This window comes from Flavobacterium potami (assembly GCF_020026915.1).
Classification (GTDB): domain Bacteria; phylum Bacteroidota; class Bacteroidia; order Flavobacteriales; family Flavobacteriaceae; genus Flavobacterium; species Flavobacterium potami.
In genome coordinates this window covers 354,259-371,498 of sequence record NZ_JAINUY010000006.1, presented here as the reverse complement: position 1 = coordinate 371,498, position 17,240 = coordinate 354,259, and the positions used below count along the sequence as shown (strand labels likewise).

Sequence of the window (17,240 nt, the reverse complement as noted above, 5' to 3'; positions counted from 1 at the left end):
AGTTTTTTTGAGTTGCAAATGTAATCTTTATTATAAAAAATAACGTCGAAAATAAATCTGAAATAGCTATGTTCAAATAAGTTTTATTTATTTTCATTTTTTCCTTTTACAAATCAAATTTATTTATATCTTTGCATCCGCTTTCGGGCACTACAACAAAAATACATCTTCGGGGTGTAGCGTAGCCCGGTTATCGCGCCTGCTTTGGGAGCAGGAGGCCGCAGGTTCGAATCCTGCCACCCCGACTAAAGAGCCTTTCAAAGGCAGTCAAAACCCCTTAAATCCAATGATTTAAGGGGTTTTTCTTTTTATTCAACTCCAAAATATTCAAGTTATATCAAAGAAAATGGGACCTATTCGGCTACCCCTTTTCTTTTTTTACCTTTAGGTCCCAGAAATGAATTTAATAATTTAACTATCAGTCTATTGTACTCAAATTTTAACATTTGATGGCTCCTAAAAAGTGTACGGTTTCATTTAAAAAAGCTAGCACTATTGGGATCCATTTAATGTACAGATGATCTGAAACATTAAATTTTTGAGATATGAAGACAGCTATTACAACATTTGGAGTGCTCTTTTACCTAAAGACACAGAAAATCTCGGCGCAAGGTTCGGCTCCTATCTGTGCCAGGATAACGGTTAATGGAAAACGAACTGAGATTTCGGTAAAGCGTTCTATCAATGCCAATGAATGGGATGTGAGAAAAGGCCTGCCAAAAGGAAACCGGAAAGAAACAGTTGAGCTTAACCTGTTCCTTAACCAATTTAAGGCGAAGATTATAAATGCCTACCAGCAGATGCTTCTGACCGATCTACCGATTGACGGCCCTGCAATCCGGGACAGAGTATTAGGCTTGGACCATAGGAGCCCGACATTGATTTCACTGATGGAATACCATAATGAGCAGCAATTGCACAAACTTGCCCCCGGGACCATGAAAAACTACCATACCACACAGCGCTATGTCAAAAAATTCCTTCTGGAGAAAATGTACAGAAATGATATTGTCCTTTCACAGCTCTCTTACAAGTTTATTTTAGATTTTGAACGTTACCTTTTCAATCATGTCCCAAAAGATCATCAGAAGCCCCTGAACAACAACGGGATCATGAAACATATTGAACGGCTTCGAAAAATGATTAACATGGCCGTTAAATTAGACTGGCTTGCCAAAGATCCTTTTGCCAGTTTTAAAAAGCATTTCGATAAGGTAGAACGCGAGTGCCTTACGAGCAGAGAACTTTCTGCTTTGGCAGAAAAAAAAATCAGCATCGAAAGGCTAAGGCATGTACGGGACATGTTCCTTTTCAGCTGCTATACAGGACTTGCCTATATTGACCTGGCTGAATTGTCTCCAAATAAAATTGTTACAGGAATAGACGGAGGACTTTGGATCGCTACAAGCAGAGCAAAAACCGATATAGGTGTCCGCGTACCCCTTTTGCCACATGCAGCAGAGTTAATTGACATTTACAGAGATGATCCAAGAGCTCGAAATAACGGCACAATTTTTCCTGTAATTTCAAACCAGCGGATGAATGGTTATCTCAAAGAGATTGCTGACATCTGCGGAATAACCAAACCGCTGACCTTTCACATCGCTCGTCACACTTTTGCGACCACTATAACACTTAGTAACGGAGTACCGATAGAAAGCGTCTCTAAAATGCTGGGACATACCAGCATACGCACTACTCAGGTTTATGCAAAGGTTGTTGAACGCAAACTTGGTGAGGATATGAGAAATCTAGAAGTGCGGCTCTCGGCAAATAAGTCAGAGATTTAGCGAAAGCTTAAATATACAAATGCGGTCCTAGCAACCGCATTTGTAATACGATACATTTCTTCTGCATAAAATTAAGTGAAAACACTACCACTAAATTAAACTCATCCCAAAAGAAAATTATAGCCTTAAGGTAAAATGAAGCCAATGCCTGCCAATCCTCCGCAGTTTTAAGTTAAAGCGCTAATCTTCCATATTTTTGATCTCTCTAGGCAGGATAAAGCTTCATGTGACAGCTTAGGGATGCAGTTAATGTAAATGTGAGAATTATGAATGTAGATCTGATTACCCGAGATGACCTTGAAATATTAAAAAAAGAACTGTTGGAAGAAATACGCAAGTATCAGCAATACAACCGCAAGCATGGTCAGGAACCGCGCGTCTGGCTCAAAAGCTACGAAGTTAGAAAACTGCTTAATATCTCACCCGGAACACTGCAAAACCTTCGAGTAAATGGAACTCTTCCTTATAATAAGATTGGCGGGCTAATGTTCTATCATTATGAGGATATTCAAAAACTTATGGACGGCAAACGCTGAAAAAAATAAGCAGTATCCCTATAAAATTTTATACATATAAAAATCTATATTTATCCCTTCCAGAACAAATATCTTTCTTCTGCACTTTAAAGTGCAAAATTCGAATCATCTGCTTGAAGATTTATGACTTATGAGTGAAATAATGATTGTTTAAATAGCTATCTAGTGCTACTTTTTATTAGGTAATACGATTCCGAAGTAATCTTATATTTAACATAAACATATTTTATCATATTCGCTTATGCTTACCAATTTACACAAAGCAACTTTGATGTAAATAAGTTAGGCTGATAAGGCTGCACATAAAAACCTTTTTTTACAACTTTGCTTCAATAAATGACTAGAAAATTGGTATAAATTGAAGTTATTGCTAGTTCTATTTGTGCCCTCATCATTTTTCAAGTCGTCGAGAATTTATCTTTGTAGTATATTTTAATGCAGTTTCAAAAAAGGTATGCTTTCTTACATGCGACTTATCCCTTACTTTAGTTGAGATACCGAACTTTTTTACAGATACAAAGGCATTGCTTCTCAATATTTTAACTAAGAAAAATTGTTAAAAAAGTATTATAAAATATTCCCAAAATTTACTATGTTAGCTCCTCAAAAAATTTAGCTTATACTGCACATCACGAATGTTGAAAAGCATAAAAAAAGCCATTATTTACCGTCAAAAGTAAATACGATAATTCAATCACCACAAAACTATGTCGCTACACGAAGATTTAATAGGAGCCCACCCTTCCAATCCACATGAATTTGCAAGATGGATGGACTGCTCTGACTTTGAACCAACAGATGCCAGATGCCACCGAGCATTGACCAGCAAATTAGCGGCCGATGAACCTGCCTTGATTCAGTGGCTTGCAGAAAAACTGATCCATCATCACTATGACCAGACAAAGATAGAGAGATTAAAGCAGCGATATAGGGACGCCGGATTTCCACAATATGCTGAGCAAAACAGAAATCTTCCAAGGGCAGATAAGACCAAAAAAGGAAATGCAACCGAAATATTATTGATTGAATATATTGAAAGCTGCCAAGGAAAATCATTGGTTAAAGCCTTCAAACTACGCTACAATCCTAATGTTGATCAGGCAATTAAGGGAGACGATACCCTTATGGTAGATATAATAGCCGATGATAAGGGAAACGACAGTCTCAAGATATTCCTTGGTGAATCAAAATTTAGGACAACACCCGTTAAAAAAGTAGTAGATGATATTACTGAGTCTCTTGGAAAGGACAAATTGCCATTATCTTTTTCCTTCCTAATCAGTGAACTTAGCCGGGATCCTGCCACAAAATCTGTCGCAGATCTGCTTGACAGTTTTTTAATCAGTGAAATAAAATCGAAAGGTGATATCACTTATACAGGGCTATTATTGAGCAATACCCAGACTTCTACTGTCGTGGAAAGGCATCTTACAACGGATAATCCCGAACTTATTTTTATATCGGCGGGGATTGACAATCCCCAAACTCTCATTGATCAAGCTTTTATAATGGCGGAATCCATGATTGCTAATCCAGAAACACTATGACAAATGAAATAATTCGGGAAAAATTATCCAAGATTGAAAGGGATAATACCATACAAAATCTAATGGCGCAGGCAAATGCACGTTATATACTGTTCAATACGGCAGAAAATAAAGATAACTTTCCCCCATATACTATTAATGATGACAGCCTTAATATCCTTGCTTTTTACTATCTTAATTTTGGCTGCTCATTTGCAGAAAACGAAAATTTTTCTGAGGCAGTGGAACCGCTTGAAAAAGGAGCCTCTCTACTTGAGTTTATACACAGCGCCGATGCCAATAAAGCCAATACCAGTGATTATTACGGGCTGATTGCTTCTCTTTCCTATTATGTTAGCTTTCAGTATTCCAAGTCATTTATCAATATTAAAAAATTCAGGTCAGATTCGATAATCGCAGGGCTTATACATTTGTTCCTTCTAAGGGATTTTAAAAACCTTACCCAACAAATTAGCCTTATTTTAGTCGATGAGACTTATCATGATGGCAATATTGCTCAGAATCAGGAAGAAAATGATATTGACGGACAGAAGAAAATTTATGAAATAGTCATAGCACGCGCTTTAGACGCCTTTATTAAGTATTTTTATAGCGGAAATACCGAATTGCTTTACAATGCAAAATCACAACTGCGCAATCTTAAGGAAATTGCGGAGCTGGAGTCGGATCCGGGGATTTGGTGGGTGCTGAGATTATTGATATTGATCGCGGATGGCTTCGACCAGGCATCATTATGGAATTCATTGAGACCTCATTTCGATATGGATAACCCTCAGGTTATAGGCTATATTGAATCTTTAGTGTACATGCAGCCTCGGGGAATTTATGAGCTTTTTACAACACAGCGGAAATCACTCGACAAAGTTCTCCATAATACAGATGGCTGTATCGTTAGCATACCCACCAGCAGTGGCAAGACAAGAATCGCAGAATTGTCAATTCTGGACTGCATGTTGAAGGATCCAAATAACAAGGTTCTTTATGTTGCTCCTTTTCGTTCTCTTGCTTTCGAAGTTGAAAACTCGCTTGGTCCAATTCTTGACAATGCAAATATTACTGTGTCGCACCTTTATGGAGGCAGCTTGTACAGCAAACTTGACGAAAAAATAATTGAGGATTCCAATGTCATTATTGCGACCCCTGAAAAGGCAAAAGCTATATTAAGAGGGAATGAAGAACTCATAGAACAGATCAGGCTCGTCATTATTGATGAGGGGCATCTGCTTGGACCCGAAAAAAGAAACATTATAAACGAAATGTTTTACGAGGAGCTCCGCTTCTATATGGATCAGAACGGCGGTAAATTTCTTCTACTCTCCGCAGTTCTTCCAAATTCTGAAGATCTTGCCTTATGGCTCACGAAATCAGATCAGACTGTTTATAAAGATAAGTGGCGGCCTTCAGATGAAAGACTGGGTATTCTGGAATGGAATGGACGTCATGTCAATTTGAATTGGGTAAGCAAAGACGTAGAAAGATCCTCATTTAATAATCGCTTTATTGTTGCAGAAGCCCAGCCCCTGATTGGCCGGCAGACCAGGGTAAGATTTATCCCCGATTCGAAGAATGATGCAATTGCAGCTACGGCTTACAAATTCAGAACCTTTGGATCTGTTTTAATATTCGTTGGATTGAAAGCTTCTGTATTTGTGATGGCTCGATCCTATTACAGCTGCCTTGGCATGGATCCGGAAGACCATCCGTGGAAAAATGCAGCAGACTGGCGGGCTTTTGAATTGGCTTGCGTGGAAACATATGGTGATATTGACAATCCATGGCTCCATTTTGCCCGCAAGGGAATACTGTGCCATAATGCTGATCTGCATTCTGATGTAAGACTTCCTCTGGAAAGACTTATGAGAGCCGACAAGCCCCTTGTGATAATTGCTACTTCGACCTTAGGACAGGGAGTAAATCTAGGGGTATCTACCGTAATTTTTTCTACGTTACACCAAGCCGGTTCTGCCTTGTCACCACGGGATTTTTGGAATATCGCCGGAAGGGCCGGAAGGGCTTTTGTGGACCATGAGGGAAAAATATTAGTAGTATTAGAAACTACTGGAAAATCACAAAAGGATGTTTTAGCGACAACAAGATCTATCAAAAGAAAATACTTTGATAAAGAAAGAATTGATCATGCCAAAAGCGGAATTTTATCAAGCATTATTGAATTAAAGGAACTTGCTGAAGACCAGCATATTGATTTCGAACTGCTGCTTGAACTTATAACAGAGAACAGAATGGATGAAATCGGCCAGGAAGCTCAAGCTATTGAAGATAAGCTGGGCTCTATTGACGATACCCTTCTTACTCTACAGACGCTCAATAACAAAGAAGGTGAAATTGACCTTGCATGGACCGAGTCTTTCTTTGCCAGATCCCTTGCCTTCATACAGGCTGAAAATGAAACTTCAATCTCTGGTGAAGAAGTATCAGAATTTCTTCAGGCACGCATAAGGGGCATAGTACAAAGAGTTGGTGACGACCGAGAAAAATGGAACTCTATTGTTAGATCAGGACTACCCCTGAATACCGATCTTGTTATAGAGGAAAGGCTCGATGCCATTATTGATCTTGTCCAGAACAGTTTTGAAAATGACAGTTCAATTATTGAAACTAAAATTGCGCTACTTTCAGCCCTGGAAAACATTCTTGAGGATCTGCCGGTACTAGTAGAAAATGGTAGCACCGTTGAAAGCGCCTCAAAAGATGAGATAAGAAGTAAATGGCTTAATGGTTCACCATTGTCTGAAATATTCCCGTTGGAAAATGCTGCCATAATTATTACTAAGCTTTATACCTTTAACCTTCCGTGGGTTTTAAACGGTATTGCAAAGAAAATGCGTATACTCGAACTTGATGTCGAGGCTGAAACCATAGAAGAGCTTTCGATACTTGTCGAGGCCGGACTTCCGTCACTTAAGAAAGTAAAAATCTATCAGGCGGGAATAAGGTCACGTTCTGCAGCCAATGAACTGGGGGAAGAGTTTGAAGACGATGACTGGGACAAAAGTGTCTATAGCTATAAAAGGGATCTTATTGCCAATGAGGAAGACTATAAATTGTTTGCTACTTCAAATACAGTGGAGTGGCTTGAATTGCTGGTAAGGGTTACTACCCGAAGAGATATTATGGTTAAAAAAGTACCAAACTTCACCTTTGGCGAAATACATATGACGACATCCACTCTAATAGCCAGGCAGATAAATGGCATCCAGTACCTTATGAGCGCAGATCTTCAGGTTATTGAAGAAGTTTCCAACGAAACAATTGATTTCAGTTCGGTAAACGATATACCAGGAATTGAATTTATATATGATGATTTTGAAGAACGTTGGGAAATGCAAATTCACAATCCCTATGTCCACATAGTCGACTAACAATCATTAAAGCAGCAAAATGAAAAATAACAGCGAGGAGAAAGGATTAAAAAACCTCAATTTTTTATTAAAGGACATTTTACCTGACGAAAATTATCATGAGCCGTGGCAAGACAGCGGCAATGGGACCAGATCACTTAAAAGATATGATATTGAACTGCCTGAAGAGCTAAAGGTAAAGTATCCTTTTATCATATATCTTTTGCTTGTAGAGATTAAAAAATATCCAATTTTGCCCTTATTTGAAAAGGTTAAATGGGAGATACCAATTTTCTATAAGGATCGGAGTTTTGTATTAGCCCATAGAAAATTTGGATTTACAATTTCAACCTATCTTGAAAAGGAGGATGACGCAGATCTCGCAGCTGAAGTGATTACCGTACTCAATAAAGCTAAAACGCTGACAGAAGGATTTGTACAGCAACTTATGAGTCAAAAGATAGGTGCCGGACTAATTACAATTGAAAATGACTTTGCCGGTATTTCGGGAAGGTATTTTTTTTTCAGAGGCAAGACATCCCAGGAAATCAAATTAAACAACAAGAGCAAAGCAGGGTTTTATTACATGCTATCGATGATAGATGCGTACTTCAGTTTGCTTGAACATCTCATGGTCCTGCTTCTACCTTTTATGAAACATGTGGACATGAAATCGACCGATCTTGAAAACTTTATTGGTGCAAACTGGAAAGTAAAATTCAATATAGTATTCGATACTAAGAATGACAGCACTGCTTTAAAACATTTGGCTAAACTGAACGAGATAAAAGAACAGATTCGAAATCCTGCATCACATGGAAATTTCCTAAAGAAAGGAAGTTCGTTTTATATCCATATGGATAATCTAGGTGCAATTCCATTTACTCTTACCAGATCAAAAACTGATGTAAAGTACAGTTTTGATGACAATTCAGAAATAGCATTTAAAAATATAATTGATGAGTTTGGTGCATTTGATAACTATTTACAGACAGATCCGAGGACTCTATTCGCAATGCAATATATACTGCGTGGAATTCCCGTCTTTTATGATAAAAAATCTGTTTCCACATACCGAAGAAGAATGGTAAGCCAGCAATCTACTGACCGCTATATCAAAGAAACTATTAGGAATATAGAGAACCATAGGAACATGGACTGGTAGACCTTAAAAAATAAAAAAGATCCTCAATAAACAAACATTGCCAACACTATGATAAAAAGCTTCGACCCTGATACATTGCGCAGTATCTCTATAATAATTGGAGAAGAAATATTAACTCATAAACAGATAACTGAACAATTAAATAATTCAGGTATTAGCGATAATACAGAAGGTGCTAACAAACCTGACCGAATCTACTATTCCCTAAAAGCAAAACAATCACAAGACAGCTGTGCAAACAATGTATTAAATTTTGTTCTCAGGGTTATAAGCCCTAAAAGATATACCGAAGAAAGTATATTTGAAAAACACAGGACAGCCATAAATGAGAAGCTGGTCTACGAAGGAATAGAAATTGACAAAACAGGAAACGCCAAGACTGTTGAAAAGGCAAAGACAATTTCGGAAGCTAAATTACGCTCTTTAAAGATAAAGGAAAAAGTACATGGAATAGGAATCCATCCCGACATCCTGCAGTACTGCGAATCAGAATGGCTCAATGAAAATTACTTTCATGCCATCCTGGAAATAACAAAAAGTGTGGCTGAGAAGTTGAGGCAAAAAAGCGGATATACTACTGATGGAGCTGTATTGGTAGACAATTGTTTTGGTCTGGGAACTGCCAGAAATCCCATGCTTGCGTTTAATGTACTGCAGACCGACAGTCATGTAAGCGAGCATACAGGATTCGCCAACTTTATAAAAGGTTTTTTCAGTATGTATAGAAATCCAAAAGCGCACGATCCAAAGCTTTTGGAAGATACTCAGTTAACCGAGATGACCGAGGTACTTGTTGTAGCAACAATAATTCAAAACAAATTGGATCAGACCTTTAAGACAGGTTTCAAATAGGATTGTGTTAAAAGTCTGTTCTATTTTGCCAAAAACAAAACCTCTATTCTTTGTACCTAATAGTCAAATTATGATAGATGAGTTTTATTTTTTCATTATTTAAACCGTAAAAAAAAAATCAATTCAACTAAAATTGAATTGATTTTTTTTATTCTAAAAACAGGTCGGAAAAATTAAGCTTCTAAGACCTCATCATCAGCTAAAGTGGCCAGATCAATTACTTTATGAACTACAAAGGCCTCAATCAAAGACAGCGCATAATCACGATCTATTGGCAGCATATCTGGTTTTAGCACTTCTTCGAGGTACTGGTCAGGATTCCACAATTTTCGTACTGATTCAGGATGTTCATGCTCAATCCTCTGCAGTGCATTTTCGAATACTTCGTTTGCTACATTGATGAATTCCGCGTGATCTTTTCCTGTTAATGGCAGGCTTGTTATTTGAATTTTAGATTTGTTTTCCATTGTTTTAATTTTTTGATTGTTAATTGATGTTTTATTCGATTTAGCCAGACGGTAGTCGTATCCGTCACTTTGATGACCATCTACCTCAGCAAAAACTGTTTTAAAAATATCCAGTTTATCCTCGTCATCTAATGTTATATCATTATCATTTTCCACATCTCTGATATAATATCCCCACTCTTCATTTCTGATTTTGTGCATGTTGTCGAAAAGGAGTCTGGCTAGTTCCAATGCCGCCGGAGAAGCCTTAAGTATTTCTGTCCATTTTTCAAATCCCACCAATTTGGCAATAATATGCTGGGCATTCATAAGTGTGAAATGGTTTTCATCGATCTCGAAGTCAGTGACCAGAGCATCAACATCGAAAAATTTTGGGGTATACTCAAAGAAGTTGCCGCCTAATGAAGAATCATAATAAGGTTTTTGTGTTTTAAAATCTTTGTGAAGATTTTTTGACTGGAGTTTGAAGTACTCAATAGTTTTCATAATACATTCCTTTTGTACCGACTTAATATCCTGAATTTATATGCGTTCGTAATCTTTAATTTGGATAATAAGCAGGCAGGTTAGCATTATTAAACTATTGGCTGATGAAATCTTTGCACGAACGAGCTAGCGTGCCAATAAGCATATGCAATCTTAAGAATAAAATTTTAATATGCCAAATTTATTTTTTTGATTTTTAAGTGTTTGGCTTTCAAAATGCGTTTTACTAATATGATATGGTAAGCGTATGCTTCGATATTATAAACACCATTTCTTCCCGCAGAAGACAATGTTGTGATCCTACATCATTTTTGGGTTCTCACTACTTCCTCATGATTTTTAATCAAATAACCAGTATGCTTTTGTCCCATTCCAAGAGCAAAGGTAACTCCGTGTCCTTAACGCACCGGCAAGGCCATGCCCAAAAGGTTTTATAAAAAATCTCCACCCATGTGGGTCGTATTTTTTATAAAAGCCTTGCCACTGCTAGACACTAACCTTTTTATGCTCTCGAAACGAAACATAGCATACTCCGGCTCTTTAGACGAATAAAAAAAATGTCAGCAATGAGAAATAAAATATTGAAAAAGGATTTGATGAAACAAAACAGCTCCTCCTCTCATTGCCGAATAAAATTTCAAAAAAAATTATTTACTAAAAATTTCAGAAATCATGAACATTATTGGAAGAGTGACAGCAGATGCGCAGGTGCGTAACGTGTCAAACAGCAAAACAGTAGTAAACTTTTCAGTAGCCATCAACGACAGCTACAAAAACAAAGCAGGCGAGCGCATAGAGCAGACAACGTTCCTTGACTGTGCCTACTGGCTAAGCCCGAAAGTAGTGCAGATACTCACTAAAGGTACACTTGTGGAGCTTACAGGCAGGGTAAGCGCAAGGGCGTGGACAGGCAGTGACGGACAACCGCATGCAGGACTGAATTTCAATACCTCGCAGATAAAACTTCATGGCGGTGCAAGAAAAGCCGAAACCGCACAGGCGCAGACTAAAACAGAAAATATCGAGGTCAATTCACATGAAAATGTAAGTCCCAAAGATGACCTGCCCTTCTAAATCAATTAAAAACTTTAAAATTTTAATATCATGGCACATAATATCAATTTCAACGAGAAAACAGGAAAGTACAGCTTTTTCAGCGTACAGCAGAAAGCATGGCATAATTTAGGGCAGATTGTTTCTGACTATCCTACAAGCGAAGAAGCAATCAAATATGCAGGACTAGATTACGAAGTGGCAAAATCCCCGCTGTTTATCAAAAGTTCGGGTATCATCCAAAATGCAGATAATATTGAGATTGGCAATACCGAATTGGAAGTACCCAATTATTTTGCCAACATTCGCACAGACAACAATGCAGTATTGGGCGTAGTGGGTAAGGATTACCACATCGTGCAGAACCGCGAAGCCTTTAATTTCTTTGACAGTATTGTAGGCGGTGGCGATGGCATCCTGTATGAAACAGCAGGTGCGTTAGGAAATGGCGAACGCATTTTTATCACAGCTAAATTGCCCGACTATATCCGAGTAGGCAACGGCGATGATGTAACGGAAAAATACATTTTCCTAACCACTTCGCACGATGGCAGCGGCAGTATTACAGCTGCATTTACACCGATTAGGATTGTATGCCAAAACACGCTGAATGCCTCACTTCGCAGTATGACCAACGTAGTGCGTATAAAACATACTTCAGGAGCAAAACAACGTATCGAGAGCGCCCACAAGATTATGGGGCTTGCCAATACACTCAGCAGTCAATTAGAGAGCATTTTCAACGATTGGACAAAAGTAAAAGTGAATGACCGAGAAGTAAGAAAGCTAATCCAGTTGGCACTTTGTCCTAACAAGGAAACCCTTGAACTAATCCGAAAAGGTGCAGACGATGAAATTTCCACCGTGTTCAAAAACACAGTTGAGGACGCATTTGCCTACGCAATGGTGAGTGACACTCAGCAGATGGATACCACAAAAGGAACTTTGTTCGGAGCCTACAACGCAGTTACGGGATACTATCAGAACGTAAGGAATTACAAGAACGACGAAGCCAAATTGCAGAGCATAGTATTGGGAGGTACTGCACAGCTTAAATCACAGAAAGCATTTGAATTGTGTTCCGCATTTGCTTTGGACGGTGCTGAAATCCTAAACCTTAATTAGATAACAACACGGCTATCGCCTTAAACGGTGGTAGCCTGATATAAAACTAGTGTTATGGAAGCAAAAACAATAGAGCAAGCAAAAACAATAGCTAAGGCGCAGAGCCTTGAAAAGAAGTACAAAGACCACACCATATATATTATTTACTGCAACAGGACTGAAAAGTTCTATGCAGATACTGACGGTTTAGTACGCAATTGGGAAAAGCCATACGGCTACTATGTAAATGGGGTTTATACCCCATAAAATTAAATTCTTAAACACAGCACAATGTATATAACAGATTTAAACGGCTGTCTGATTGAAGTGACTGACCTCGCAAAGGCAATGCAAATCACAGCAGAATACAAAGAATACGGGTACAAGGACAAGAGTTTTTCAGAGTTCGATAAAAGGCAGAAAGCCTATTGGACGGATATGTACGAAAAACTGACAGCCATTAAAGAGAAAGCGACAACACATTAAATTTTAGAACGATGAACACCAATTTTTTTAATCAGATACAGCAGTTGGACTTTACAGGAGTTTTGCAACTGAACATTTCAAAAGGGATGGAAAGCAACCTAATTGTAACTGTATTGCTCAACAATGACCAATGCGGAGATAATGCCAAAAACCTAATTCCGCCTTTGACATTCAACGCCACACCGCAGGAGTTTGACGAGGGATTTTTTGAGCAGATAACCACACCTGTAAAAAAGGTATCAGGCTTAATGGTGGATATGGAAAAATTCTTAAAGCAGTTGGAGGAAGCAAAAAAGCAGTCTGCAATCGAGAAAGAGAAAACCGAGAGAGAGAAAAAGGAAAAAGAAGCCAAAGACAAGAAGTTTAAGGACGGTATGGCAAAGGCGGACGAACTTGAGAAAGAGGGCAAATTCCGTGAAGCATGGATGAAAGTTCCCGAAATCGCAGAGTTTCCCGAAAAAGCGGACGAGATACGCAGACGCAAAACAGCATTGTCTGACAAGTTTTCAGCACCGAGCCTATTCGGAGCAATGGAAGAAGCAACACCCGAACCGCAAGAGCCACAACAATCGGAAGAAGTTACTGCTGATTATCCTGCCCGTGAAACAGGCGAAGAAGAATAAAAGTGTTAATCCGAAAATCGAACAATCATGTTATTAGCAACACAATTAGAACGGGTATTTATACTCAAAGACAAAGGGCAGGACATCAGACTGACTGACCCCGAACCACGCTGGAGCGTGGAAGCCGTGCTGAATTTTTACGCCAATCTGTACCCCATTTTAACAACCGCAAAAGTATCTGCACCGCAGATTAAGGATGATGCAGTAGAGTACAAATTTGAGAGCGTAATGGGTACGAAAGGTTAAATCAAAAATCAAAAACGATGAATTATGCAACGCAACATCATATCGGGAATTATCAGCCCGCCCGAAGAGAAACGACAGCAGAAACTGCACCGACAGTTGGGCGAGTTCGCAAAATGGATGAAAAAGCCAAAGGATGCGAGCCAGGTGCAGAAAGACAAACACAAAGCAGTACCAGTAGCAATGCTTCCAATGGTATTCTAAAATGTACGTTCCTGCCCAAATTGAAAACAGCAGATTCTATACAGGCTTGTCAGAAAACGGAGAGGGATTTTTACAAGTCCCTTTCCAAACTTGCCGAGCATTACAGTATTGAGCCGATGCAGACCAAAGATTTTGGCTTTCCCTACAACGTTGCCTTGTCATTGTGGGACATGGAAAGCAAAGTACAACGCACTAATACAAATTGGGATGGTTTCAAATTGGTACAGGACAGTCAGAAAACCTTTTTGGTAAGCGAGGAAAAATATAATACAGGTACAACCCTGTATTACATTCCTATTGTACCGCTTTTTAGGATGCTTAAAGCCCCTAAAGATAAAGAAAATGCACATTTGCTTATATCCGTATGCTGTTACCTCTACCATATTGCTGATATACCGTATTACAGACAGGAAAACAGTTATCTGTACTGGATGTATGAAATGCACAAAGAGTGGGTAGAACAGGACGATGATACAGAAGACACCCAAATCTATAAACGTGAATTTAAGGTAGCTGAGGATATTGGCGACCGTATAGAACAGCGGATATTCAATCGTAAAAATTTAGTAATGTTTGAACAACGCCTACACCAATTCAGAAGCCGTAATACATTCGACAGTGAATGCTACAAGGTGGCTTGCAATGCGCTTGACCTATATACCGAATATCCCAAAGCAAGTATCTTCAGAAACGCTCCAACGCACGAAGAAGACCTGTACAATGACGATTACGAAAACGAAACTATCGGGATGGAAAAATACATCTCTTTTATTGCAGATACTAAAGGCTGGCTTTATGAAAGCCTTTCAGACAGCATCAATAACGAGTTTAACGAGTATGGCAGAATAGATGAGCCAACAATCACTAAGTCATTTGGCGATGGGAGAATAGCGAAGGCTGACCTTGATTTTGAAAACCGCCTTTTTGCCTTATTGGATGAATTATGTACACTATTGTACAACTATTAAAAAATTACAAAGATGGACACCATAAATAACATAGCCGAGAATTTCGGCATTTTGTACCACCCAAAATCCGCATTGGTTTTTTATGAAACCGCAGGAACAGACACCGATATGTATGTGGAGCATTTTGATATGGACAGCAACGGCAACCCAATCAATGCCCACCCATTGACCGTAAAAGAAGCCAAAATACTGGCAAAGTCTTTACAGACCGATGAAGAAAAAGGCAAAGCCTTTTTAAAGTCAAAGGGTATTTTGCCGACAAGTATCCTTCATATCAATCCGAGCGAAAAAGGCACTGTGCTATGGTACACTAAAGCACAAGAACGACAGCTGTATTTTGTAAATAGCTTGGGCATACCCAACGGATTGGCACAAGTACCGCCAATGCTTTGGTTTGCCAATAAAAGCGGTCTTGCAGTCTTTGCCCTTGCAACAGACAGAAGACCCACAGAAAAAACACCATTGCATTACGCTCCCTTTTTCAATATCTATGAAGACGGTAAAGTGTGTATGGGTACTGTAACTATTGAAATTAAAAAATCGGCTTCGGTTGAGGAATTTATACAAGCGTGGGAAAGCTACTTTTTTAACAGCTACTTCAGCCACCTATTGGGAAGCCACAGCCCCATAAAAGGGAACTGCGTAAACGTTTGGAAAGACCTTATCGGAACAGTTAAACCCTTTCCTAAAGAAGTATTGAAAAGGAATAATAAGACACTTAAAAATCTATTGTGATGAATACTGAAAAAACAGCAGTCCATTTTACGGACAACGATTTGATAAGTCCTGCAAACCCGATTTCGGTAAACCTAATCGGAGCAGGCGGTACAGGTTCAAAAGTATTGACCGCTTTAATGGAAATAAACGAGAGCCTGATAGCTCTAGGACACGCAGGGTTGCAGGTGCGTTTGTGGGATGATGATGTTATAACAAATGCCAATTTGGGCAGACAGCGATTTTTTGAATGTGAAACAGGATTATACAAATCCGTAGCCTTAATAAACCGTATCAACCGTTGTATCGGTTCAAACTGGAAAGCCGAAACGGTAAAATTTGAAAAGGACAGGTTTGGCAGACTGCCCGAAAAAGCAAGGGCAGTCATTACTATTTCATGTGTAGATAATGTACAGGCGAGATTTGGCGTGGCTGAGATTCTGAAAGAAGCAAGCTACCGCAGAAATTACCAAGAAGAGCCGAAATACTGGCTTGATTTCGGCAACAGCCAAGATACAGGGCAGGTACTTTTATCCACAATCGGTGAGATAAAACAGCCCAATTCAGAAAAGTACCAGACTGTGGCAAGCCTGCCATTTGTGACCGATGAATATGGGGAACTGCTCTTGCAGTCGGAACAGGACGATAATACGCCAAGTTGTTCACTTGCCGAAGCTCTGGAAAAACAGGATTTGTTTATCAACTCATCGCTCGTTCAGATGGGTTGCTCCCTATTGTGGAACTTATTTCGCAGGGGAATGACCGAGTATAAAGGATTTTTTCACAATTTGAAAGACTTCCGAACCCATCCTATAAAAGTCGCCTGACCCGAAATCGGGCGGCAAAAAGACACTCCCTCCCGAAAGGTCGGGGCAGTCTTTTTGCATGTATTCGGTGCAGCCACTTTAATAAAAAGACACTACGCGCCATTTTATCAAAGAGGCTGCGCGTTTTTTTTAAGGGATATTCATTATCCCTCTTTTTGTTTTTGGAGACTTCTTTTCTTTCCGAATCGACGGCCAAAGAAAAGAAGCAAAAGAAAACCTAGTTACCCCATTATTTGATTGGGGCTCTTTTCCAATCCGAGAAACCTGGAAAAAGATGTTCTATATTTTCAAACTCTATAAATTTTATCAGCTCAATTTTGCATTTTTCCTTAAACCCCCTAAAACACTGGAAATCCTTTAAAGGTATTGCAGTAAGTTCCCCAACTGTGCGGATATCCAATTTTTCGAACATATTGTACATCCTTAAGCTCAATGGAAAATGGCTGTCGTGTAATATTTTATTCAGATCAACTGTGCGATTGATTTTTCTTTTTTTCAACTGCCCGGTTTCGATTTGAAACTCATCTTTTAACTGCTGAAGCTTTTTCTTATAATGGTCTATTTCTGCGAGCAGATCAGTGACGCACCTGACCTTGTCATATGTCCTTTCATAGATTCTGCGTATGCTCTCACCTGTGACATTGTAGTGATCACCTACTTCCTTAATAGGCATTTTCTCAATCAGGATTTTCTGAAGAATATCATATTCCTTATCAGAAAGCACCTTTCGTGACATTTCGATATAAAATCTGTTGGTACGGTCTATCAATGTGTTTGTAAGCATGCTTGATTAAATTGTAATTACGTGCAGTCTTC

At 38.9% G+C, this 17,240-nt stretch carries 17 protein-coding genes and 1 tRNA gene; 16 read left to right on the top strand and 2 right to left on the bottom strand.

Going from position 1 to position 17,240, the window contains the following annotated elements; genetic code table 11:
- The first annotated feature begins 170 nt into the window (after positions 1-170).
- The 7 genes from K6T82_RS18515 (at position 171) to K6T82_RS18485 (ending at position 9,249) form a co-directional block, all read left to right on the top strand.
- Positions 171-245, top strand: a tRNA-Pro gene (locus tag K6T82_RS18515).
- Positions 246-545: 300 nt separating this feature from the next.
- Positions 546-1,790 (top strand): site-specific integrase, encoded by a 1,245-nt coding sequence (locus K6T82_RS18510; protein WP_223709010.1) that lies wholly within the window; start codon positions 546-548, stop codon positions 1,788-1,790.
- Positions 1,791-2,056: 266 nt separating this feature from the next.
- Positions 2,057-2,326 carry a helix-turn-helix domain-containing protein gene (locus K6T82_RS18505; protein ID WP_223709008.1) on the top strand — a complete coding sequence of 90 codons (270 nt, stop codon included), beginning with the start codon at positions 2,057-2,059 and terminating at the stop codon, positions 2,324-2,326.
- Positions 2,327-3,033: 707 nt separating this feature from the next.
- Positions 3,034-3,873 carry a Hachiman antiphage defense system protein HamA gene (locus tag K6T82_RS18500; RefSeq protein ID WP_223709000.1) on the top strand — a complete coding sequence of 280 codons (840 nt, stop codon included), beginning with the start codon at positions 3,034-3,036 and terminating at the stop codon, positions 3,871-3,873.
- Positions 3,870-7,253 carry a DEAD/DEAH box helicase gene (locus K6T82_RS18495; protein WP_223708996.1) on the top strand — a complete coding sequence of 1,128 codons (3,384 nt, stop codon included), beginning with the start codon at positions 3,870-3,872 and terminating at the stop codon, positions 7,251-7,253. The genes K6T82_RS18500 and K6T82_RS18495 overlap by 4 nt, the downstream gene beginning before the upstream one ends.
- Before the next feature lie 19 nt (positions 7,254-7,272).
- Positions 7,273-8,397, top strand: a complete 1,125-nt coding sequence (locus tag K6T82_RS18490) for a hypothetical protein (RefSeq protein ID WP_223708986.1) — start codon at positions 7,273-7,275, stop codon at positions 8,395-8,397.
- Positions 8,398-8,445: 48 nt separating this feature from the next.
- Complete coding sequence (locus tag K6T82_RS18485) at positions 8,446-9,249, top strand: TIGR02391 family protein (protein ID WP_223708984.1); 804 nt, start codon at positions 8,446-8,448, stop codon at positions 9,247-9,249.
- 173 nt (positions 9,250-9,422) lie between these two features.
- Here K6T82_RS18485 and K6T82_RS18480 read toward each other — a convergent pair whose 3' ends face one another.
- The gene (locus tag K6T82_RS18480) at positions 9,423-10,202 is read right to left on the bottom strand and encodes a hypothetical protein (RefSeq protein WP_223708982.1); all 780 of its coding nucleotides are present in this window, start codon (positions 10,200-10,202) and stop codon (positions 9,423-9,425) included.
- Between the two features lie 672 nt (positions 10,203-10,874).
- Between K6T82_RS18480 and K6T82_RS18475 the strand changes: the two genes are divergently transcribed.
- The 9 genes from K6T82_RS18475 to K6T82_RS18435 are packed head-to-tail and all read left to right on the top strand — an operon-like array spanning position 10,875 to position 16,424.
- The gene (locus K6T82_RS18475) at positions 10,875-11,276 is read left to right on the top strand and encodes a single-stranded DNA-binding protein (protein ID WP_223708979.1); all 402 of its coding nucleotides are present in this window, start codon (positions 10,875-10,877) and stop codon (positions 11,274-11,276) included.
- Positions 11,277-11,306: 30 nt separating this feature from the next.
- A complete protein-coding gene (locus K6T82_RS18470) occupies positions 11,307-12,380 on the top strand; it encodes a DUF932 domain-containing protein (protein WP_223708971.1) in 1,074 nt (357 codons plus the stop codon).
- Between the two features lie 54 nt (positions 12,381-12,434).
- Positions 12,435-12,626 (top strand): DNA-binding protein, encoded by a 192-nt coding sequence (locus tag K6T82_RS18465; RefSeq protein ID WP_223708969.1) that lies wholly within the window; start codon positions 12,435-12,437, stop codon positions 12,624-12,626.
- A gap of 24 nt (positions 12,627-12,650) precedes the next feature.
- Positions 12,651-12,845: a hypothetical protein gene (locus K6T82_RS18460; RefSeq protein ID WP_223708967.1), complete on the top strand. Its 195-nt coding sequence runs from the start codon at positions 12,651-12,653 to the stop codon at positions 12,843-12,845.
- Between the two features lie 11 nt (positions 12,846-12,856).
- On the top strand, positions 12,857-13,468 hold the full coding sequence (locus K6T82_RS18455) for a PRTRC system protein E (protein ID WP_223708965.1): 612 nt from the start codon (positions 12,857-12,859) through the stop codon (positions 13,466-13,468).
- Between the two features lie 27 nt (positions 13,469-13,495).
- Positions 13,496-13,714: a PRTRC system protein C gene (locus tag K6T82_RS18450; protein WP_223708963.1), complete on the top strand. Its 219-nt coding sequence runs from the start codon at positions 13,496-13,498 to the stop codon at positions 13,712-13,714.
- A gap of 17 nt (positions 13,715-13,731) precedes the next feature.
- Positions 13,732-14,883: a hypothetical protein gene (locus tag K6T82_RS18445; RefSeq protein WP_223708961.1), complete on the top strand. Its 1,152-nt coding sequence runs from the start codon at positions 13,732-13,734 to the stop codon at positions 14,881-14,883.
- Positions 14,884-14,895: 12 nt separating this feature from the next.
- A complete protein-coding gene (locus K6T82_RS18440) occupies positions 14,896-15,618 on the top strand; it encodes a PRTRC system protein B (protein WP_223708958.1) in 723 nt (240 codons plus the stop codon).
- Positions 15,618-16,424 carry a PRTRC system ThiF family protein gene (locus K6T82_RS18435; protein ID WP_223708956.1) on the top strand — a complete coding sequence of 269 codons (807 nt, stop codon included), beginning with the start codon at positions 15,618-15,620 and terminating at the stop codon, positions 16,422-16,424. Before K6T82_RS18440 ends, K6T82_RS18435 begins: the two co-directional genes overlap by 1 nt.
- Before the next feature lie 229 nt (positions 16,425-16,653).
- Here K6T82_RS18435 and K6T82_RS18430 read toward each other — a convergent pair whose 3' ends face one another.
- A complete protein-coding gene (locus K6T82_RS18430) occupies positions 16,654-17,208 on the bottom strand; it encodes a sigma factor-like helix-turn-helix DNA-binding protein (RefSeq protein WP_223708953.1) in 555 nt (184 codons plus the stop codon).
- Positions 17,209-17,240: the final 32 nt, after the last annotated feature.

Coding starts and splice junctions, on each gene's coding strand:
- K6T82_RS18510 (WP_223709010.1), top strand. CDS start 546: ATGAAGACAGCTATTACAACATTTGGAGTGCTCTTTTACCTAAAGACA.
- K6T82_RS18505 (WP_223709008.1), top strand. CDS start 2,057: ATGAATGTAGATCTGATTACCCGAGATGACCTTGAAATATTAAAAAAA.
- K6T82_RS18500 (WP_223709000.1), top strand. CDS start 3,034: ATGTCGCTACACGAAGATTTAATAGGAGCCCACCCTTCCAATCCACAT.
- K6T82_RS18495 (WP_223708996.1), top strand. CDS start 3,870: ATGACAAATGAAATAATTCGGGAAAAATTATCCAAGATTGAAAGGGAT.
- K6T82_RS18490 (WP_223708986.1), top strand. CDS start 7,273: ATGAAAAATAACAGCGAGGAGAAAGGATTAAAAAACCTCAATTTTTTA.
- K6T82_RS18485 (WP_223708984.1), top strand. CDS start 8,446: ATGATAAAAAGCTTCGACCCTGATACATTGCGCAGTATCTCTATAATA.
- K6T82_RS18480 (WP_223708982.1), bottom strand. CDS start 10,202: ATGAAAACTATTGAGTACTTCAAACTCCAGTCAAAAAATCTTCACAAA.
- K6T82_RS18475 (WP_223708979.1), top strand. CDS start 10,875: ATGAACATTATTGGAAGAGTGACAGCAGATGCGCAGGTGCGTAACGTG.
- K6T82_RS18470 (WP_223708971.1), top strand. CDS start 11,307: ATGGCACATAATATCAATTTCAACGAGAAAACAGGAAAGTACAGCTTT.
- K6T82_RS18465 (WP_223708969.1), top strand. CDS start 12,435: ATGGAAGCAAAAACAATAGAGCAAGCAAAAACAATAGCTAAGGCGCAG.
- K6T82_RS18460 (WP_223708967.1), top strand. CDS start 12,651: ATGTATATAACAGATTTAAACGGCTGTCTGATTGAAGTGACTGACCTC.
- K6T82_RS18455 (WP_223708965.1), top strand. CDS start 12,857: ATGAACACCAATTTTTTTAATCAGATACAGCAGTTGGACTTTACAGGA.
- K6T82_RS18450 (WP_223708963.1), top strand. CDS start 13,496: ATGTTATTAGCAACACAATTAGAACGGGTATTTATACTCAAAGACAAA.
- K6T82_RS18445 (WP_223708961.1), top strand. CDS start 13,732: ATGAATTATGCAACGCAACATCATATCGGGAATTATCAGCCCGCCCGA.
- K6T82_RS18440 (WP_223708958.1), top strand. CDS start 14,896: ATGGACACCATAAATAACATAGCCGAGAATTTCGGCATTTTGTACCAC.
- K6T82_RS18435 (WP_223708956.1), top strand. CDS start 15,618: ATGAATACTGAAAAAACAGCAGTCCATTTTACGGACAACGATTTGATA.
- K6T82_RS18430 (WP_223708953.1), bottom strand. CDS start 17,208: ATGCTTACAAACACATTGATAGACCGTACCAACAGATTTTATATCGAA.